The sequence below is a fragment of the Oribacterium sp. P6A1 genome, from assembly GCF_000702885.1.
Classification (GTDB): domain Bacteria; phylum Bacillota; class Clostridia; order Lachnospirales; family Lachnospiraceae; genus Oribacterium.
In genome coordinates, this window is sequence record NZ_JNKO01000007.1 from 130,057 (window position 1) to 151,620 (window position 21,564).

Sequence of the window (21,564 nt, forward strand, 5' to 3'; positions counted from 1 at the left end):
TTCTGTCTAAAAATGTCCGGACATAAACCCATCGTCGGGCTCCGCCGCTCATAAAAAATGATCAGATACTCAAAAAATCCAAATCCTGAACTGCATGATAAGCATGACCAGCACAGCCCAAAAAACTATGGTGTCCACCACCATGATCATGATCTTTCTCACAAAGCCTCTGAACAAACGGAATTTTGCGTCGGTGATACTCTTCTTCAAGGCTCCGTCTATATCGATATCCGTATCCTTGTCCGAATCAAGCTCCGCAACACCGCTGTAGACCATGTGTGTTATTCGCAGCTCTTCCATACACTCTTTACAGTTTCCAACATGATCTATAAAGGGTTTTAATTCATCTTCCGACAATTTGTTGTTCAAATAATCGTATATTCTTTTTCGCGCATCAAGACATGTCATACTGTGCTTCACCCGTCATTAGCGTCCTTTATAACTCTAAGGGAATATTACCGCTTAAGTCATAACTTCGACTTGAAAACCTTTCGATAATGTGCTAATTTATAAAAGTCTTAGCCGCCTTGGCGGAATTGGCAGACGCACGCGACTCAAAATCGCGCGGTTTATCCATGCCGGTTCAAGTCCGGCAGGCGGCAGATATGAAGGTGAGTTTGTTTATACAGACTCGCCTTTTTTGTTTTATTTGAGAACCGCCGAAAAGGCTGTTTCACCCTGCAGCAAATTGCGGAGGGCGTACCCGCAGATATGGCGATGCATCTTCTCTGCTTTATCAAAATACTGCGCCGAAATCCGCCGGAAAACAATCAGACTTGATTCCCGACGCGATTATAGCGCAGCTCTTTATACTCTTGATTACTTTGTTCCGAAGATACGGTCTCCTGCATCTCCAAGACCAGGGCAGATATAAGCATTTTCATTGAGGCAGCGGTCAACATTTCCAACATAGATCTGGATGTCAGGATGTGCCGCTACAAGCTTCTTGATTCCTTCAGGAGCTGCGATGATGCAAATGAACTTGATCTTCTTTCCGCCATGTCTCTTGATCTGGGAAATAGCATCAACTGCAGAACCGCCTGTTGCGAGCATAGGATCGCAGACAACGATCTGACGCTCTTCGATAGGATTAGGGAGCTTGCAGAAATACTCTACAGGCTGATGAGTTGTCTCATCTCTGTACATACCGATATGTCCGATCTTTGCACTGGGAACGAGAGCTGTAAGACCCGATACCATTCCGAGACCTGCACGAAGGATAGGAACGATGGCAAGCTTTCTTCCGGCAAGCATCTTTACACTTGCCCTCTCGATAGGTGTGTCGATCTCAACATACTTTGTAGGAAGGTCATGTAACGCCTCAAAACCCATAAGCATAGCGATCTCTTCTACCAGCTGTCTGAACTCGTTTGTACCTGTTGACTTTTCACGAAGAAGTGAAATCTTATGTGTAAGTAATGGGTGATCAAGTATTGTTACATTCTCTCCAAAATTGTTTTCCATTATTAAATCTCCTTTATAAAAAACCCGGTCCTTAAAAACTCTAATGTCATATCAGACCGGTACTGGTTTATGATTTGATGTAATACTTACGATTACAAACTGATTTATAAATATCAGTCTTCGTTCTTTCTTACGATGTCGTCCTTCGCCTTGTAGATGGAATGTGCACCGACACAGCCTCTCACTGAACTCAGGGGATAGATATTGGTATCACATCCTATCACAGTTCCCGGATTAAGTACAGAGCCGCAGCCCACTTCAACATGATCACTGAGCATGGCACCGAACTTCTTAAGTCCTGTTTCAATGTCTCCGTCCTCAGCATGCACCTTTACGAGCTTCTTGTCGGACTTCACATTTGATGTAAGTGAAGCAGCTCCCATGTGGGACTTGAAGCCAAGAACAGAGTCTCCTACATAATTATAATGCGGTATCTGAACATTATCAAAAACAATCACGTTTTTAAGCTCACAGGAATTACCGATAACGCAATTCTTACCCACAATTATGTTTCCTCTCAGGAAGGCACACTGTCTCACCTCGGTCTCGGGACCGATGATGGTATACTCTGCAAAATATGCGGATTCAAAGACCCTGGCAGTCTTGTGGATCCATACGTGAGGTTTTACTTCATCATACTCATCCTTTGATAATGTCTCTCCGTATGCTGCAATAAAATCATGAATCTTCGGAAGCACCTCCCATGGATACGTACATCCTGAAAATACCTCTTTAGCTTCTGTATATTGAAGGTCATACATGGCCTCAATAGTCATTTCACTCTTTTTCATTCTTACCTCCATGGGTCATGCGCAAATCGAGCTTGCTCGAATTTGTATATGACCCACCAATTAAGTTTGACAGTTCACTTTCAAACTTTTCTCTCCCATGGAATCCGTCAAAATATGGGATTTTATTTTTGCCCTATGGGCACATTATGATCTCCGCAGGCTTAGGCTCCGGTACTTTTCCTGCATCAGGCCGCTCCCGGAAAGCCGCTACATGCTTCGTATCTTTTCGGTTTTTTCTCTGACGAACTGTTCCAGCTTATCCATATATTCTCTTTCGGTGATCTTTCCCTCGGCCACCGAGCTTAATCCCATTTCCCATGAAGCGGTAAGCTTCGGGTTCAAAAGATGAGGTATGGATATCTTTACATAATAGGCAATATGTTCTCCCAGCTCTGTAGGTGTCAGCACCTGAGTCTTTTTCTGAAGAGAAACATAATTATCATCCACAAGTTTTGTGAGAATTCCTGCTCTGGTGGCACTGGTTCCTATACCGGCTCCCTTTATCTGAGCTCTCAGATCTTCATCCTCAATCAGATTACCTGCGTTTTCCATGGCAAGTATCATGGATCCTGAGGTATATCTCTTTGGCGGTGAGGTTTCTCCCTCCTTGACTCTCAAAGTCAGAAGATCCAGGCGCTGACCTTTTTTCATCTTAAGAAGAGCTTCACTGAGCCTGCCGCTCAGATCATCCTCTGCCCCTTCGCTGTCCTTATCGTTTTCCTCAGGCTGTCCGCCCTGGCCACCGTCCGAAGACTTTTTAACATTGGCCACCTTCAGATAGCCTTCCTCTTTCAAGGCTCTGGAGCTTGCGGAAAAGCACTCTCCGTTACACTCTATGGAAAGGGACACCTTCTGATATACTGCGGGCGGATAAAAGATAGCAAGAAATCGTCTGCAAATCAACTCATATACCTTTTTTGCAAGAGGTTTCAGAGACTGATATTCCTTCTGTCCCTGTCCTGTAGGAATGATGGCATAGTGATCCGCGATCTTCTTGTCATCCACATATCTTGACTTGGCTATCTGTTTGTAGGCTTCCTTTTCCAGAATCTCACGCGCACATTCTGCCACAGGTTCGTAAGTGGAAAGCCCCTTTATGTTCTTCGCTATCTCCTTTGATACCGCAGTTGAAAGAACTCTTGCATCTGTACGCGGATAGGTGGTGAGCTTTTTTTCATACAGCTCCTGGGCGATGGCAAGGGTCTCATCAGGACTTATCTTGAACATCTTAGAGCAGTCATTCTGAAGCTCCGCAAGATTATACAGTAAAGGAGGGTTCTTTGTCTCCTTTTTCTTTTCAACCGAGGTAACTATAGCCTCTCTCGGGAAAGGCATGAAGCTCTTCATGAACTCCACAGCCCTGCCCTGCTTGAGAAAACCCTTTCCGTCATAGATTTCAGCAGGAGCATACAGATGTGAACCCTCGGTCTGCTTCCAGTCAGCAGTGATCTTCGCACCTTCGCCTATATCAAAATCTCCGAGAATCCGATAAAAGGTGGTCTTCTGAAAGGCCCTTATCTCCTGCTCCCTCTTGACTATCATACCGAGAACGCAGGTCATGACACGTCCTACGGCCACCACCATCTTGTCCTTACGGTCCATATTCAGTTCCCGTCTGATGCGGTTACTGTATTTAAGAGACAAGGCGCGGCTGAAGTTTATGCCCATGAGATAATCCTCCTTGGCCCGGGAGAATGCCGCTGCCGAAAGATTGTCATAGGCGCTGTCCGGTTTCGCCTCCCTGATACCTCGGAGTATCTCTTCATTGGTCTGGGAATCTATCCATACACGCTTTTTTTCCTTGCTCTCCGGAACCTTGGCCATCATCTCTACAAGCCTGTAGATATACTCTCCTTCACGGGCGCTATCGGTACAGACATATATGGTTCCTACATCCTCCCGGTTCAGCTGTCTGGAAACCACTTCGAACTGCTTTTTGGTGCTTTTACCCACCTCATACCTCCACTCCGCATCCTTCGGAATGAAAGGAAGTGTTTCAAAGCTCCACTTTTTCAAAGCAGCATCATATTCTTCAGGATAAGAAAGCTGAACCAGATGCCCGACACACCAGGTGATGACATAATTCTCATCCTCCAGAAAGCCGTCTCCCCTCCTGACATTTTTCATATTGAGGGCCTGGGCGAACTGCTGCGCCACCGACGGTTTCTCTGCTATAAATAAACTCTTCAAAAATACCTCTCTGTTACTTTACTTCCCACTTATATATGGTGGTCGTATCATATTCCTCACCCACCTTCACTATGGATGAAGGCCAGTCTGCCTTGTGGAGACAGTCAGGATAAAGCTGGGTCTCGAAACAGTAGCCATGTCTCGGGCCGAAATGTGCTCCGTTCTTTCCCTCGAAATCCGAAGCAAGGAAGTTGGCTGTATAGAACTGCATTCCCGGAAGGTCTGTGTAAACAGACATCTTTATTCCCGACTTCTCAGAGTATGAAGTTGCCACAAGTCTTACATCTCCGTCATAATCATCGAGAACCCAGTTATGGTCAAAACCACCTGCGAAATTAAGCTGGTCAAAGTTTGTGTTAATGTCTCTCTTTATAGGCTTCGGTGATGTGAAATCCATCGGTGTGCCCTGAACGGAATCTATGCTGCCGTAAGGTATGGATTCGGAATCCGCAGGTGTATATCGGGAAGCATTGATCCAGACGATCTGATCTGTAGCATCACCGCTGTCGTGACCCGCAAGATTGAAGTACGCATGGTTAGTCATGTTGAAGACAGTATCCTGATCCGCAGTTCCTGTATAGCGTATCTCCAGACTGTCGTCCTCAGTAAGTGTATATGTTACGGAAACCTCAGCATTTCCCGGGAAGCCCTGATCCCCGTCAGGTGAATTGATAGAGAACATCACATAGCTTCCGAGGCCTGCATTATCATACTCTGCATCCCAGATTCTGGTTCTCCAGTAATCAGGTCCTGAATGAAGGCTGTTCTTTTCCTTGTCATTCTTACTGAGCTCATATGTTTTTCCGTTTATCTCAAAGCTTGCCTTACCGATACGGTTGGCATTTCTTCCCACAGGCTCCCCCATGTGACCCGGATTCTTGAGAAGCATGTCCACAGAATCAACTCCGAGAACCACGTCTCTCTTCTTTCCTTCTTTATCCTTTACAAGCATGGTGAGCCAGATTCCGCCAAGATTTGTAAAGCTTGCCTCTGTACCGTTACCGTTTGTCAATGTATATCTTTTTACTTCTGTTCCATCCTGGAGCTTTCCAAGAATCGATTCTTTTACTGCCATTTTTTACCTCCATGGGTCATTGTGCGAATCGAGTGCATCCGGAATTACGTATGACCTGCCGGACAGATTTGAAAGTAAGCATTTAACCTTCACATCTATAGGTCATCGCAAATTCAGTCTGCTCGAACCCGTACAGATACCGTCCCCTTTTTTGCTCCGACCATTATACAATAAAATCCCCCCTAGGAGTAGGGGGGATTTACAGCATACCTGTATGCCATTATTTCTTTGTGATGTAGCCCTTTGCCGCAAGGTACTCTGCAGCCTCAACTCCGCCGCCTGCTGCGCCGCGAAGGGTGTTATGGCTGAGGCCCACGAACTTCCAGTCATATATGGAATCCTCGCGGATACGTCCGATGGAGATACCCATGCCACGCTCATAATCAACATCAAGAGCGATCTGAGGGCGGTTATCATCCTCAAGATACTGGATGAAATGCTCGGGAGCTGAAGGAAGCTTGAGTTCCTGAGGCTCGCCCTTGTAATCTCTGAGGGCCTGAATGAGCTCTTCCTTTGTAGGCTTCTTATGGAACTTAACAAATACAGTAGCTGTATGACCGTTAAGAATAGGAACACGGATGCACTGTGCAGAGATCTTGATATCCTCGCAAAGATCGATGTGATCTCCTTCAAGCTTTCCGAGAACTCTCAAAGGCTCCTTCTCTGACTTCTCTTCCTCACCGCCGATATAAGGAATGATGTTATGCTCCATCTCAGGCCATGACTCAAAGTTCTTTCCTGCACCGGAAATAGCCTGATATGTTGAAACGATAACCTCATAAGGCTCGAACTTACGCCATGCCGCAAGAGCCGGAGTATATGACTGGATTGAGCAGTTTGGCTTAACAGCAATGAATCCTCTGGTTGTGCCAAGTCTCTTCTTCTGAGCCTCGATGAGCTGATAGTGATCAGGATTGATCTCAGGAACTACCATAGGAACATCCGGTGTCCATCTGTGTGCGGAGTTGTTTGAAACAACAGGGGTCTCTGTCTTTGCGTAGGCCTCCTCAAATGCACGGATCTCATCCTTCTTCATATCTACTGCAGAAAATACGAAATCTACGTCCTTAACAACCTCGTCAATTTTGGAAACGTCCTTGACGATCATCTTCTTTACTGACTCAGGCATGGGAACATCAAGTTTCCATCTTCCCTGAACCGCCTCTTCATAGGTCTGTCCTGCAGATCTTGGTGAAGCTGCCAGTGTTGTAAGCTCGAACCATGGGTGATTCTCAAGAAGTGTGATGAATCTCTGTCCAACCATACCTGTTGCACCGAGAACGCCAACCTTTAACTTTTCCATAATTGATATCTCCTCTTTTGGATTATTCAGTCCATTTAATCTCGACAAGCGAAGGACTGTGCCATATACATGTGAATTTCAGGCTATCCGCCATTCACTGATGATGCGCCCCGCTCCTTATAAGCAAAAACTCCCTTCATTGCCGTGAAGCACACCGTAATACCTAGAATGATATATCCAATCCCGCTTTAAAGCAATAAACTTTTATTTATATCTATTCTAACCGGAGTTTTTGTCATAACTCTACGTCATGCATCAGTGTTTTGTTCCCTTACCTGCACGGTTCGCTATCTTAAGTCTGTTAAGAGAAAGCATCTTTCCGCTTACCTTTATCTCAACAGGATCAACTCCCAAAAGATATACGTCTGTGAGTTCATCTCCGGTTCCAAGCTTAATAGCTGCCACACCCTTGCTGTTCTTCTTTTGAAGAGGAATATCACTGAGTGAACATCTGAGGAAGTATCCGTCTCTTGTTCTGAAGACTATCTCGGTTTCATAACCCATTTCAAGGATGCTGACTACCTTGTCCCCCTCATTCAGCTTTGTAGCCGCCACCACTCTGTTGGCCGTTTCAAATTCTGAGGCTTCAACAAGTTTCACCATGGCATCCTTTGTTGTGAAAACAAGAGTCTTGCCCGCAAGCTCAGACTTTACATTGACAAAAACGATTTCTTCATCGTTAGCGTTGAACTTACTGATGTTGTCAATAGGAACACCCTTATCCTTGAACTTGGAAAGCGGAATATCCTGGCACTTGATCTGGTGCATGTTGCCCTTATCCGTAAAGAGAAGCACTCTGTCGGTGTTCTTACACTTAAAGATGTATCGGCTGTCAGTATTCAGTGCCTCCTGATTCCTCTGATAGGTCGCTTCATCGAGAAGCTTGCAGTAACCAAACTTGTCCTGAACATAGTAGCAATCCATCTCCTGGACTTCGTTCTCGTTAAATACAGCTTCCTTTCCGTCCTCTATAAAGGTTCTTCTGGGTTTTGCGTATTCAGACTTAATGAACATAAGGTCTTCGGAAAGAACTTCATTCATACGGTCACGGCTTCCAAGGATGCCTCTGTACTCCTTTATCTTCTTAAGTGTCTCTGCGTGCTGTTTTTTCAGTTCGATAAGCTCGAGACCTATAAGTCTTGAGAGCTTCATATCGAGAATGGCCTGGGCCTGGCGCTCGGTAAATGAAAAATCTTTGATGACATCCGCAAATTCCTTGTCTCTGTCACGGAACTTGACCCCGGTGATATCTCCCGTCATCAAGGCTTTCTTGGCATCAGCCTGTGACTTACAGCTTCTGAGAAGTGCAATGATGGCATCAATAAGGTCAACCGCCTTGATGAGACCATCCTGAATCTCCTTCTTATCAATTTCCTTGTCAAGGAGGGCCTTGTACTTCTTGCCCATGATCTCGTACTGGAACTTAAGGTATGCCTTGAGAATACCCCTTAAGGACATGGTTTCAGGACGGCCTTCGTTGATGGCAAGCATATTGACACCAAAGGTATCCTCAAGCCGGGTCTTTTTATAGAGAACATTTGTGATTCTCTCTATATCGGCTCCGCTCTTGAGATCAAGTACGATTCGTATACCGTTTTTATCAGACTGGTTTGAAATATCCGTTATCTCGGGAAGTACCCTGCTCTCTACAAGCTGTGCGGTATCCTGCATGAACTTCATGATGCCCTGCCCGATCATGGTATAAGGTATCTCGGTCACAACCAGCTTATCTCTGTCGGATCTTCCGTTCTTCTTTTCAAATACAAGCTTTCCGCGAAGCTTCAGCTTTCCTGTACCCGAGCGGTAAATATCAACAAGCTCTGACTTGTTGGCAATGATTCCTCCCGTCGGGAAATCAGGTCCCTTCAGGTAATTCATCATCTCTGAAGTTCCCATGGCAGGATTTCTGAGATATGCAAGTATGAGGTCGACTATCTCTCCGAGATTATGGCTGGGTGTTGATGTGGTCATACCTACAGCGATACCCTCAGAACCGTTCAGGAGGAAATAAGGAACTCTTGCTGGAAGAACAACAGGCTCCCTGAGAGTCTCATCATAGTTCGCCTGAAACTCTACGGAAGTATCCAGATCCGCAAGCATACAGTCATCCGTAAACTTCTCAAGCTTCGCCTCCGTATATCGGGGAGCCGCTGCCGAGTCACCCTCGATGGAACCGAAGTTACCCTGTCCGTGAATAACAGGCTGCATACGCTTGAAATCCTGGGCCATAACAACCAGTGTATCGTATATGGAAGCATCTCCGTGAGGATGATACTTACCCATGGTATCGCCCACTATACGTGCTGACTTATATGTTGGATGGTCATGGGTCGCATGGAGCTGATCCATATCAAAAAGCACTCTTCTCTGTACCGGTTTAAGACCATCTCTGATATCCGGAACCGCTCTTGATGTGATGACACTCATGGAGTAGTCGAGATAGCTCTTCTGCATCTCCTCCGAATATTCCGTTGTTAATATCTGTTCTGCCATAATAATTCCTTATACGTAACTTATTTCTCTTCACCCTCTATCCGGGCTTAGTGCACACACAGATTAACTGTGTGCGCTAATCTCGCTTTTGCGAAATGAAAATTTCTGATGAAATTTTCATTTCTAGGCATCAATCACTGCCTCATCCGCATGATCGTGAATAAAATCACGACGCGGGCCTACTTCCGACCCCATAAGCATGCTGGTAACTTCAGATGCAAGGCGTCCGTCCTCTATCTCAACTCTCTTTAAAACTCTGTTCTCCGGGTTCAGTGTTGTTTCCCAGAGCTGCTCAGGATTCATCTCTCCGAGACCCTTGAATCGCTTCAGATCATAAGTTCCGGCCTTGTGGTTCTTCTGATACTTCACAAGGGCCGACTCATCGTAAAGATACTCCGACTCTTCCTTCTTACTGTGAGGGATAGCCTGATAAAGAGGAGGCATGGATACATAAACATGTCCCTCTGTAATAAGATCCGGCATAAAACGATAAAGGAATGTAAGAAGCAGGGTATCGATATGGGAACCATCAACATCCGCATCGGTCATAAGTATGATCTTGTCATAACGGAGCTTTGTAATATCGAAATCGTTGCCGTAGCCCTCTGAAAATCCGCAGCCAAAAGTGTTGATCATGGTCTTGATCTCAGCATTGGCAAGAACCTTATCTATAGAGGCTTTCTCAACATTCAGAATCTTTCCTCTCAAAGGAAGGATAGCCTGTGTTCGTCTGTCTCTGTGATTCTTTGCAGAGCCTCCCGCAGAATCTCCCTCTACGATGAAGATCTCGCACTCCTCAGGGTTCTTGGAGATGCAGTTGGCAAGCTTGCCGTTTGAGTCAAAGCTGTATTTTGACTTGCTGAGCATGTTGTTCTTGGCCTTCTGTTCCTGCTTTCTGATCTTGGCAGACTTCTCGGCACAGGCGATGATGGCCTTTACGACTTCCACATTTCTGTCGAAATAATGCTGAAGCTCCGCATCAACTATGGAGGCAACATGCTTTCCTGCTTCCTGACTGGCAAGCTTTGTCTTTGTCTGTCCCTCAAAAATAGGATCAGGGAACTTTACAGCCACAACAGCCACCATTCCGTTACGGGTATCGGCGCCTGTAAAGTTCTCGTCCTTTTCCTTGAGAAGACCAAGCTGTCTTGCATAGCTGTTTACGAGCTGTGCGAACTTGGTCTTGAAACCTGTGATATGAGTTCCGCCCTCCTGAGTGAAGATATTGTTGCAGAAACCGTGAACATTCTCCTCAAAAGCATCGCAGAACTGGATACAGCACTCAAGAATAGTACCCTCTGACTCACCCTTAAAATAGATCTCAGGTGTGATCTTTTCTTTTTCTTTATTCTCGTCCTTTACGAAAGCAATGATTCCTTCCGGCTCATGGAACTCCTTGATAACCGGCACTTCGTCTCTGTCATCACGGTAATGTATGGTGAGATCAGGATTCAGATACGCAGTCTGATGGAGTCTTGACTGAAGCCAGTCCTCCTTGAATCTTGTTTTCTCAAAGATCTCAGGATCAGGAATGAATGTTGTCTCCGTTCCCGTTTCCTTTGTCTTCCCAACAACAGGGAGAAGGCCCTTTACAAGCTCTGTGGTAGGCTTGCCGCGCTCATATGTATCCTCAGAAATCTTTCCGTCCTGATAAACACGGATCCTGAGAAATGATGACAGAGCATTAACAACAGAAGAACCTACGCCATGAAGACCTCCTGATGTTTTATATGCCTTGTTGTCGAACTTTCCGCCGGCATGAAGAGTTGTGAGAACTACACGTTCTGCCGAAACTCCCTTCTGGTGCATGCCCACAGGGATGCCTCGACCGTCATCACGAACGGTACATGAGCCATCCTTACCCAATGTTATCCATATATTCTTGGCATATCCCGCCAGATGCTCATCCACGGAATTGTCCACGATCTCGTAGATAAGGTGGTTAAGACCTCTTGAACCTACTGAACCGATGTACATACCGGGTCTCACTCTTACCGGTTCAAGTCCCTCCAGGACCGTGATACTCGACGCATCATACTTCTCTGCCATTTAAAAAACTCCTCAACCTATATTCTTTAAAAGTCCTTGCCGGACTTCAATAAATGTTTCTGCAAAGCATGTATCATTTTTCAGTCATCAATATAAAATCTCTAAATAAACATACATGCCGTGTACGTCTATAACGCCAAACATAACAAGTTTACCGCATAATCGCCTGAAACTATACCATAATAACTGCAAATTTATCAAGTTTATGCCGTGCAGCCTGCTCCTTCGCTGCAATATACCTCTTAATATAATCCTCTTTCGCGCAAAACGCAATACATATGTTCGCACATATTTTCATCAATCCCTTTGCCATCAGCAGTTCAGCCGGGGATGGATTTCCAATCAGAACTTCATCCCCGGCTGAACTGCTGCACTTTATGCATCTAAAAACCGGCACCGAAAAGGTACCGGTTCAAAAAAATACAGAATTTGTGTTTCTTATGTTCGATCCCATCAGATCATGGATACGCCAAATGAATTCACAAGTCCGTCTATAGGCTGGCCTGCCTTGCAAAGCGGACAGTCATTATAGTCCGTGTATTCATAATCAGGAAGATCATTCTTACCATAAACCGAAACCACAGGCACTCCATTGTAAGAGCTGATGGCACTGAAAACAGCCGTAACACCGCTAAGCTTTCCGCCATAGTACTTAACAGCTTCCATAACCCTGTTGATGGTCTTTCCGGTGGAAACCGAACCCTCAACAATGAGGATATTCTTGCCACGAATCATTGGCTTTATATTATCTCTGAAGATAATCTGAGAGTTGGTGTTAAACTCCGGCTTTACGATATAAACGGTTTTGTGAGCATTGGTATTCATTGCCCCGCTCTTTGTGAGTTCCTCAGCTATAAATGCGCCGATAACCTCTGTTCCCTCATCACATATGATGGTATCCACAACCATGCCGAAAAGATAATTTTCCACAAGCTTTGCAGCTACGGCATGAGCTTCTGAAGCGCGGGCTTTCACGGTGGTGAGATCAATGTAGTAGTTGGTATGAGAGTGATTTGTCGCAAAATGGCCTTTTGTAACCTTAAGAGGAACCGAAATTCCTGAAACATCGATTTTCTGATAACCTTGCTGCATATTTACTCCTTTTCCGGTTTCCCGATGATCACAGAGTACACTTCCCAAGCTAAGACCAACTTAACGCCCTGCTTCCGGATTTCAGTACTGCTTTGCAGTTCACGAACCTGCATACCGAAAAACCTGTCTCAAAAAACATCCCGCCCTGCAGGATGACACGCTACTGATAGCATCATTATAACATTTCATGACGCAAAATAAATAAATTTTCCAGAAATATAAAAATAGAAAATTTACATTTATGTCTTTGCAGATCACCTCATAACGAATTAATGCATCAATAATTCGTTATGCTTCAACTGTAATTTATTTCAATTGAAGCCCCGTTTAATTCCTCTGTCACAACACTGCCATGAGCTCCTATTGGAAAATAAAACGAGCAATCATTCAGATTAAGTCTGGCCCCTTTTATATTAACATCATGAACATCCGTGTGCACGTAAAGAGCGCCATCCTGCCAGCGTTTTGAGCTTTCATCTGCCCGATTCATAAACTGACAATTGTTAAAAGTAACTTCACTGTCATGGGTTAATCCCATACCTACCGAAGCTGTCTGATATGACAAAAAACTGCAGTTATTAAACTCAGTATGCTGCGAACCGTAATCCGCATGAACAGCATAAGCCCCCTCATCATCCGGCGGTATTTCACCATTTTTATGGGTTGCCGTAAAACTGATGCCTTCCACTTTCCCGTCAAGCCTCAGACTTGCAGCCGGAAAATCATACCTGCCATCATCACTTTCCACAATCACCATACCCATCCCTATAAAATCAATGTATCTTGGTTCCATATTCATATCCGATACAGCATTAAAGGGACTGTATGTTCCGGCCTCCATATAAATCTCCACTCTGTTAGCACTGCTGTCATTACAGTTATCTATGATTTTTTGTAAATCATCCTCACTTGAAACATAGTAACGTGTATCCGCCATACCTGTAACAGCCATCCCTATACAGAAAGACAGTGTCACTGCCAAAAGTCCGATCTTCTTCATTAACCCTCCCGAAATCTCTGTCTTTATTTCTTGCCATATCACAAAAACTCATCATTCTTTCAAATGATAGTTTCCTTTGCATATATAGCATTTATCGACAGGATAGCGAAATTGTATAGGTGTATGAAGGATACTACCTTTTACCGTTTTCAAAAAACAGAAAAAATGAGGTTTCAATACCAACTGGGCTTGCTGCTTGAAAGCACACGAAGAGAAAAAAAGTCCGCCAGGGATGAACACGTAAGTGTTCAATCACTGACGGACTTTTTGACGTAGTGTGATTTCAACGCCGTGAGCCGTTGGCATGAAGCCTCATTTTTTCGTCCGCGGAGCCATTCATACTGCGAAACGTCACAGCGTCTTTATAAACTTATCAAATGCAGCCTGTCCCTCCGGGGTTCTCTTGTAAACTCCGGCATCCTCAAGGACATGCATGAAGACCTTTCCTATTTCATTCTGAAGAATCTCGTCAAAATTCTCGGCATCAACCTCTATATCACTTCTATAGTATTCATCCATGAACTCATCGAACCAGTCAGCATGCTTTGCAAGCTCGGGGATATCACGAATATCCTTTCCGGAAAGGAACGCCTCCTTAAGTTCCGCCATCTCGTTTTTAAGACGGCTTGGAAGCACCGCAAGGCCCATAACCTCGATAAGGCCAATGTTTTCCTTCTTTATATGATGGAGCTTGGCATGAGGATGGTAAACACCAAGAGGATGCTCCTCTGTGGTAATATTGTTGCGAAGAACAAGATCAAGCTGGAACTCGTCCCCCACCTTTCTTGCTATAGGCGTAATGGTGGAATGAGGAACTCCATCAGTCTCAGCAAAGATAAATGCATCTTCATCAGTGTAGCCTCTCCAGGATGCCAGGATATGATCCGCAAGCTCTGCAATCCTTCCGGTATCCTCACCGCTTAACCGGATAACAGACATTGGCCACTTAACAACTCCCGCCTTAACATCCGGAAATCCCGGAACAGTGAAGCTTCTCTCAACAGGAGCCTTCGCCATGGCAAACTCATAGTTTCCGCCCTGGAAATGCTCGTGGGCGAGGATTGAGCCACCTACGATGGGGAGATCAGCATTGGAACCCACAAAATAATGGGGGAACTGGGCCACAAAATCGAAAAGCTTCAAAAACGCGCTCTTGTCGATCTTCATGGGAGTGTGCCGGGTGTTAAGAACTATACAATGCTCGTTGTAGTAAACGTAAGGTGAGTACTGGAAGCCCCACTCCTGTCCGCGGATGGTTATAGGGATGATACGATGATTCTCTCTGGCCGGATAGTCTGCTCTTCCGCTGTATCCCTCGCATTCACAGCAGAGCTGACACTTGGGATAACCGGTCTGCTTTGCCTTTCCTGCTGCCGCAATGGCCTTCGGATCCTTCTCAGGTTTACTTAAGTTTATGGTAATGTCTAAGTCCCCGTACTCAGTCTCTGTCTTCCACTTGAGATCCTTCTTTACCCTGTAACGTCTAATATAGTCAGTATCACGACTGAAGGTATAGTACCAGTCGGTTGCAATCTTCGGATCCTCTTCATAGAGCTCCGAAAACTCAGCCTGAACCTCTGATGGTCTCGGAGTAAGAGCCCCCATAAGCTTTGTATCAAACAGATCTCTGAAAACCACAGAGTCCCCGTCTGTGAGCCCCTGCTCCACTGCATAATCCGTAAGAACCTTTAAAACATTTTCAAGATAAGAACCGTCATCAATGATTCCTTTCTCCGAAGCAGTCTTAAATTCCTCTGCCTGGACCGCATCAAAAGGTATCTTTTCAGCCTCTTCCAAAACCTCCTCTTTGGCAGAAGTCACTTCCATTACCTTTAAATTAAGAGCGATGGTATTAAGCGCCCAGATGATATCGCTTTCCTCGATAAGTCCTGTCCTGTAAGCATAAGCAACTAAATTTTTTATTTCACTCTGTATTTCCATCCTTTTACACCCTCAAACAAATCCTCACATTTTTATCATGTCGTGAGTGACAAAAGCATTGCCACTCACCGATGTAGCGCAGCAAGTACGTAATTCGGTACTTTTTTCCATTACATCATTTCATAATAAAATCAGGAATTATATCCGTCCGGATTCTTCTGCTGCCAGTTCCAGGAGTCACGACACATATCGATGAGATCGAATTCCGCCTTCCAGCCGAGCTCCTTCTCTGCCTTTGCAGGACTTGAATAACAGGTGGCAACATCACCGTCACGTCTGGGCTTCATAACATAAGGAAGCTCCTTGCCGCAGGCCTTCTCAAAAGCATGGATAACATCCATTACAGAATAACCGTGGCCTGTTCCAAGGTTGCAGATGAATACTCCATCCTTCTTTGCAAATCTCTCGATGGCCTTTACATGTCCTCTTGCAAGGTCAACCACGTGGATGTAGTCACGAACTCCGGTTCCGTCAGGTGTCGGATAGTCATTGCCGAAGACATTGATCTCCTTAAGCTTTCCGATGGCAACCTGGGCAACGTATGGAAGAAGGTTGTTAGGGATGCCCTTAGGATCCTCTCCGATGAGACCTGACTTATGAGCTCCGATAGGATTGAAATATCTAAGGAGGATAACATTCCACTCAGAATCGGCTGTATGAAGGTCTGTAAGAATCTGCTCCTGCATCCACTTTGTCCAGCCGTAGGGATTTGTACATGTTCCCTTAGGACAGTTCTCTGTGATAGGAATCTCCGCAGGATCGCCGTAAACTGTAGCCGAGCTTGAGAAAATGATATTCTTAACACCATGAGCACGCATCTCGTCAACAAGGTTAAGAGTAGAGTCAATGTTTGTACGATAATACTCGATGGGCTTGTGCACAGACTCACCCACTGCTTTGAGACCTGCAAAATGAATAACCGCATCTATCTCGTTCTCATCGAAAATCTTCCTGAGTGCCGCTCTGTCAAGCATGTCATCCTGATAGAACTTTACCTTCTTTCCGGTGATCTCTTCGATTCGGTCAACCGCCTTCTGGTTCGAATTGTAAAGGTTATCAACGATAACTACCTCATAACCCTCATTAAGAAGCTCTACGCATGTATGGCTTCCGATATATCCTGCTCCACCTGTTACAAGTATTCTCATAATGTCTCCTCTCTTTCATGCCGGATTTTCATCATTCTCAACGTTCGCATCACATCAGATTACTGATGGACCGTCTCCGATGCTCACCTCATAGAATGTACAGTCATAGCCGACTTTGGCCTTATAGGCTTCTCCCACCTGCTTCTTGAATTCAGGAATGGCCTCATCCTTAACGATGGACACTGTACATCCGCCGAATCCGCCGCCTGTCATACGGGAACCGAGAACTCCCGGAATCTTCCAGGCTTCCTCTGCAAGGATATCAAGCTCCTCACAGGTCACCTCAAAATCATCGCGAAGAGATACATGGGAAGCATTCATAAGCTTTCCGAACTCTTCGATATCTCCATTCTTAAGAGCCTCTACAGCCACAAGAGTACGGTTGTTCTCATAGACTGCATGCTTTGCTCTCTTAAGAACCACAGGATCCTTTATGGCATCCTTATACTTTTCAAAATCCTCATTTGAAAGCTCACCCAGCTCCCTGATTCCTGCCACACCGGCAAGGATTTCTCTTGCCTTTTCGCACTCGTTACGGCGGTCATTGTATGCAGAACCCACCAGCTTGTGCTTCTTGTTTGTATTTGTTACCACCAGTTTCATCCCATTGAGAACCACCGGTGCATATTCGTATTTTAATGTGGCACAGTCAAGGAAAATGGCATTGTCCTCTTTGCCCATGGCACTTGCGAACTGATCCATGATACCGCAATTCATGCCGCAATAGTTATTTTCCGCATCCTGTCCTATGACGGCAAGGTCAACACCGGAAACATCAAAGCCATAAAGATCTCTGAGGATAAAACCTGTAAGTACTTCAATGGATGCACTTGAGGAAAGGCCGGAACCATTCGGGATATTTCCGTAGATCACTATGTCAAGACCGGTGTCCATGCTGAAACCTCTTTTTTCAAAGGCCCACATAACTCCCTTTGGATATGATATCCAGCTATCCTCCTTAAGGGGCTTAAAATCATCAAGTGAGGTTTCGATAACTCCCGATTTATCAAGATTCACACTGTAAAAACGAAGCTTTCTGTCACTGCGCTTTCTTGCAGCAGCAAAAGATCCGATAGTAAGCGCACAGGGGAAAACATGTCCGCCGTTATAATCTGTATGTTCACCGATGAGGTTCACACGTCCGGGTGCAAAATAGCACTTGACACCCTCATTGCTTCCCTCGCCGAATTTTTCCGCAAATGTCTTCAAAACAACTTCTTTGAATGAAAGATCCATATGATTGTTGACCTCCTAAAGTCTTTTTCAAATCTTGTTGACCCTCGCATCACATTATAAGAAAGCGATTTTTTACAGTCAACGCGAAAAAACTCTCATTATCTTTGAAATCCTTTTGTGACTATATCATGGTCGAAAATGCTCAGAATATTCCTGCAGCTGTAAGTCCCGCAATCCAAAAGAATATGGTAAACAGCGAAAGAACCGTACTTATGGCAAGAAGCTGACCCTGAAGATCCCCGTCTCCGCCCATATTCTGAGCCATGGGAAATGACGCTCCGGCGATAGGAGTTGCATAGAGGATAAACGCAATGAACAGCTCCGGGCCTCTGAATCCCGCCATATACATTATCACAGTCACTATACCAGGGACTATGACAAGCTTTAGTGACAGCACAGAAACAATGTATTTCATATTTTTACCGATATCGGGAATATTCAATGTGGCTCCCAGGATCAGGATGGAAAGCGGAGTTGTCATGTTGGCAAAACCTTCAACAGGTTTCTCTATTGATTGCGGAAGCACCCAGCCCGTAAGCTTAAATACCCCGCCGATGATGGCGCCGACGATAAGGGGATTGGTAATGATATTTTTGAGTATCTTCTTTAAGTCTGTTTTTGAACCGTTTTTTCTGTCAAATACAGAGAAGATCATGACAGTGCATATATTATAGATAGGAACAACTGTTGCGATGACAAGGGATGCTACAGCTCCCCACTCATCACCATACATGGTCACACATAACGGATAGGCAAACATCAGAGTATTGCTTCTCCATATAGACTGTATGACCACTCCTCTTTTAGGGTTTTCCTTTACTATCAAAGGCACCAGAATCATGGAAAGAAGGATGATAGCCATCATCACACCGCAGAAAACCATGATAAGGGAAAGATTTGATCCTAAATCGATATCCGCAGAATAAATATTGTTGAACATAAGAAGCGGAAAGAAAGCCTTAAAAACAACTTTGTTCAATTTGTTATAAAATTTATCATCCCCGAGTCCAAGGCGGCATATAATAAATCCATACAACATATAACAAATAAACGGTATAACTGCATTGGCTGCGATCATAAAGCTGTTCATAATTTCTTCTTCCTCGTCTTAACAATATGTGACACTCTGAGATTCGGCTTTTTCAACACCTTGCCGCCGATTGATACTAAAGCGGAATTCTTACCTGCCTTCTTTTTACGGCGGGGCTTTTTATTCTCCTTTTCAACACGATACTTATTTATGGTATCCAGTATGGTATTGTAATCCCTTTCAAACAGTTCTGTCGATATCTCTTTTCTGATGCTGTCATAATCAAGCTGATCCGTAATCCGTTTTATCACCTCTTTTTTACTCAGAGTATCATATTTATGTTTGAGATTTCGATAAACAATATGCTGCAGTTCCGGTCTCCAGAGAAGACTTAACTTATCTTCATATATAATATGAGGATTTTCTTTGGGACGTCTCAGTATATAGAAATCCGGCCGGCCATCCACCTCGTCTATGGTTATGATTCCCCAGAAATCAGGAACGTGCTCTTCCACATGCATGGCATGACTGCTTCCGACAGCGATGATGTTGTAATCAAAGAAACGGTTATAATCCTTCACCTGCCCGGCAAGTCTAACGTAACGGTCGGCATCGGATTTGATCTCTATCCCATAGAGACTGTCATCCGTTACCATCACTATGTCCGCCCGGCTCCCGCCCATTATTTTTTCTTCTATTATTCTTGTTTTGCCGTAGGTCTCCTCCAAAAAAGAGAACAAAGGCTCTCTGATATCTTTATCGTATAACATGATTTATCATATGTACTGATGTGAATGTCAAAAGTCAATATGGGACCGCTTTGTGCTTTCGATTACACTTATATCCTATAAGGAGCCGTCCGCATAATGCGAACGGCTCCCATAGCATCGTTTAGTATATCATCCAACAGTCGGTCCGATGGAATTCCACTGATTAATGTCAATTCCCTGTCCTGCCTGAACTGTATATGTATCACCGGCAGGAGAAACATTGGCAGAATCCGCAGGATCACTTATCACAGCCCCTTCGACTCCAGGTACTGTAGGAACAGCTGCGGCTGTTTCAACAACCTGCTGACTCATATCCTGAGTGGTTTCAACGGCTGCTGTCTCAGCTACAGTTACCGCCGCCGTCTCCGGAGCGGCAGTCTGCTGTGCCGGAGTCTGTGAAGTTCTTTTGGAATTTGAACTCTTCTTTTCCGAATCGTCCTTTTTCTTTTCGGAAGACCTGGTTTCTTTGTTCTTTGCAGACTCTTCTTCCTTCTTTTTATTCCCGGAATCTGCCTTTGCAGATTTCTCAGCCTTGGACTCATCTGATGCGGCAGCTGTCTCAACTACCGACTCCTCTGTCTCAGCTTCGGTTTCAGGCTCAGTTTCCGGAGCAGTGGTCTCAGGCGGCATCGGCAGCTTGTCATACTTCTCTTCACTCTGATGAAGATTCAGATTTCCCGTAAGTATGAGTCCATGGAAAGCATCAGCCTGTTCCTTTGTGGCAAAGCTCACTGCCAGCTCATCATATACAGCGGCATTGTTGTTCACTATACGGATATGTCTCTCGGGAGCTGTACCCTCAAACTCTGTATTCCATCCGGTAAAAATATTTTTATCGATAACAACCTGAACTGTATTCTTTCCTTCTACATATTCATAATCGATACCAAGCATACCGACATTCTCGACTCCAAGTTCCTTAAGTCTGCTGATGTTTATAAGATAGTTTACATCATCTGCACGATAGAACTCTGAAGCCTCTATATAATAATAATGATCATAAAGCTCTGCATCCGGATTCACAGGATCCTCTGATCCGGAAGCCGGCTGTTGAGAAACCGCCTCCTGAGATTCTGTTCCCCCAAGAGTATCATCCAGCTTGTTCTTTATCTTCTTAACTATCCAGTCAGCATATATCTTCTGTCCGGCAGCGTTCGGAAGAACCCCGTCAGATGTCAATGTGCCTGCATCCATTCCGGAAACCGCATAGGCTTCCCCCATGTTTGCAACTATTCCGCCATAATGCTCAAGAAGATTTCTGGCATAGAGAGCTGTCTCATCAGAATAACCCTCTGTTGCTGTTACAGATGCCGACTCTATGATTCCAATGATTTCTGCTGAGCCGTAACATCTTCTTATAGAACGAAGTATACCTTCATACTGAAGACCAAAGTTAAACGGATCATCATAGTATCCCAGGGAAACTATAACCGCATCATAGACCGCATCCTTGTTTCCGGCAGCTTCGTTCATCAAAGAAACATAGGCCCCGTACGCATCATTTCCATTAGCCAGAGAAAGGTTGTTGACACTGACTTCCGAACCGAAGTCTTCCTTTATACTGTCTGCAAGAAGCTCTGTCCAGTTTGTTCCGTCCTGTGCTCCGGCCCCTGTTCCAAAGGTGTCTCCGATGACAAGAATCTTCACCGGTTCAGAAGCGGTAAGCTTTTTAAATAAGCTGCTGCTCCCCGAAAGTGCCTCATTCAAATCCACTGAAGATTCCGGGACTGTCTCGGGCTGAAGTCTTTTACTGTCTTCATCCATTCTTTCCGCTGCAACGGACTGATCCAGGGCATCTTCTTTCATGGCGACATTTACCATGTATCCGAATACTCCTGTTATGGTCAAGATCAGAAGAATCAGGATTACAAGAAGTGTCTTTGGTCTCCCGGAAGCTGCTTCCTTCTCGGTCAGCGGCTCGTTCAGATTAAGATTTGGGGTGTCATTTGTCTGCTTGTTATCATTACTACTCATACTCATCA

The 21,564-nt window shown here is 44.8% G+C and carries 16 protein-coding genes and 1 tRNA gene; 1 reads left to right on the forward strand and 16 read right to left on the reverse strand.

Annotated elements, in window-relative coordinates:
- Positions 1-69: 69 nt before the first annotated feature.
- Entirely contained in the window at positions 70-408 is a 339-nt protein-coding gene (locus T515_RS07035; RefSeq protein ID WP_036609201.1) for a zf-HC2 domain-containing protein, read from the reverse strand.
- Positions 409-521: 113 nt separating this feature from the next.
- On the opposite strand from T515_RS07035, the gene T515_RS07040 reads away from it, so the two are divergent.
- Positions 522-602: transfer RNA gene (locus T515_RS07040), tRNA-Leu, on the forward strand.
- 217 nt (positions 603-819) lie between these two features.
- Here the strand turns inward: T515_RS07040 and upp are convergent.
- From upp to T515_RS07115, 15 genes are all read right to left on the reverse strand, one after another.
- Positions 820-1,464: a uracil phosphoribosyltransferase gene (gene upp / locus T515_RS07045; RefSeq protein WP_036609202.1), complete on the reverse strand. Its 645-nt coding sequence runs from the start codon at positions 1,462-1,464 to the stop codon at positions 820-822.
- A 113-nt stretch (positions 1,465-1,577) separates the two neighbouring features.
- A complete protein-coding gene (locus T515_RS07050; protein WP_036609204.1) occupies positions 1,578-2,255 on the reverse strand; it encodes a UDP-N-acetylglucosamine pyrophosphorylase in 678 nt (225 codons plus the stop codon).
- 207 nt (positions 2,256-2,462) lie between these two features.
- Positions 2,463-4,445 (reverse strand): DNA topoisomerase, encoded by a 1,983-nt coding sequence (locus T515_RS07055; protein WP_036609206.1) that lies wholly within the window; start codon positions 4,443-4,445, stop codon positions 2,463-2,465.
- 13 nt (positions 4,446-4,458) lie between these two features.
- On the reverse strand, positions 4,459-5,520 hold the full coding sequence (locus T515_RS07060; RefSeq protein WP_036609209.1) for an aldose epimerase family protein: 1,062 nt from the start codon (positions 5,518-5,520) through the stop codon (positions 4,459-4,461).
- Positions 5,521-5,740: 220 nt separating this feature from the next.
- Complete coding sequence (asd, locus tag T515_RS07065) at positions 5,741-6,823, reverse strand: aspartate-semialdehyde dehydrogenase (protein ID WP_036609211.1); 1,083 nt, start codon at positions 6,821-6,823, stop codon at positions 5,741-5,743.
- A 255-nt stretch (positions 6,824-7,078) separates the two neighbouring features.
- Positions 7,079-9,316, reverse strand: a complete 2,238-nt coding sequence (locus T515_RS07070; RefSeq protein ID WP_036609213.1) for a DNA gyrase/topoisomerase IV subunit A — start codon at positions 9,314-9,316, stop codon at positions 7,079-7,081.
- Positions 9,317-9,439: 123 nt separating this feature from the next.
- The gene (locus T515_RS07075) at positions 9,440-11,365 is read right to left on the reverse strand and encodes a DNA gyrase/topoisomerase IV subunit B (protein WP_036609215.1); all 1,926 of its coding nucleotides are present in this window, start codon (positions 11,363-11,365) and stop codon (positions 9,440-9,442) included.
- A gap of 453 nt (positions 11,366-11,818) precedes the next feature.
- The gene (locus T515_RS07080) at positions 11,819-12,457 is read right to left on the reverse strand and encodes a phosphoribosyltransferase family protein (protein WP_036609217.1); all 639 of its coding nucleotides are present in this window, start codon (positions 12,455-12,457) and stop codon (positions 11,819-11,821) included.
- A 295-nt stretch (positions 12,458-12,752) separates the two neighbouring features.
- Positions 12,753-13,457 carry a hypothetical protein gene (locus T515_RS07085; protein WP_036609219.1) on the reverse strand — a complete coding sequence of 235 codons (705 nt, stop codon included), beginning with the start codon at positions 13,455-13,457 and terminating at the stop codon, positions 12,753-12,755.
- A gap of 351 nt (positions 13,458-13,808) precedes the next feature.
- On the reverse strand, positions 13,809-15,398 hold the full coding sequence (locus T515_RS07090) for a UDP-glucose--hexose-1-phosphate uridylyltransferase (RefSeq protein ID WP_036609221.1): 1,590 nt from the start codon (positions 15,396-15,398) through the stop codon (positions 13,809-13,811).
- Positions 15,399-15,529: 131 nt separating this feature from the next.
- Positions 15,530-16,546 (reverse strand): UDP-glucose 4-epimerase GalE, encoded by a 1,017-nt coding sequence (galE, locus tag T515_RS07095; protein ID WP_036609223.1) that lies wholly within the window; start codon positions 16,544-16,546, stop codon positions 15,530-15,532.
- Positions 16,547-16,600: 54 nt separating this feature from the next.
- Positions 16,601-17,782 (reverse strand): galactokinase, encoded by a 1,182-nt coding sequence (locus T515_RS07100; RefSeq protein WP_036609225.1) that lies wholly within the window; start codon positions 17,780-17,782, stop codon positions 16,601-16,603.
- Between the two features lie 142 nt (positions 17,783-17,924).
- Positions 17,925-18,872 carry an AEC family transporter gene (locus tag T515_RS07105; protein ID WP_036609227.1) on the reverse strand — a complete coding sequence of 316 codons (948 nt, stop codon included), beginning with the start codon at positions 18,870-18,872 and terminating at the stop codon, positions 17,925-17,927.
- A complete protein-coding gene (locus T515_RS07110; protein WP_036609229.1) occupies positions 18,869-19,582 on the reverse strand; it encodes a sce7726 family protein in 714 nt (237 codons plus the stop codon). Before T515_RS07110 ends, T515_RS07105 begins: the two co-directional genes overlap by 4 nt.
- A gap of 129 nt (positions 19,583-19,711) precedes the next feature.
- The gene (locus tag T515_RS07115; RefSeq protein ID WP_155988306.1) at positions 19,712-21,556 is read right to left on the reverse strand and encodes an SGNH/GDSL hydrolase family protein; all 1,845 of its coding nucleotides are present in this window, start codon (positions 21,554-21,556) and stop codon (positions 19,712-19,714) included.
- Positions 21,557-21,564 lie beyond the last annotated feature (8 nt).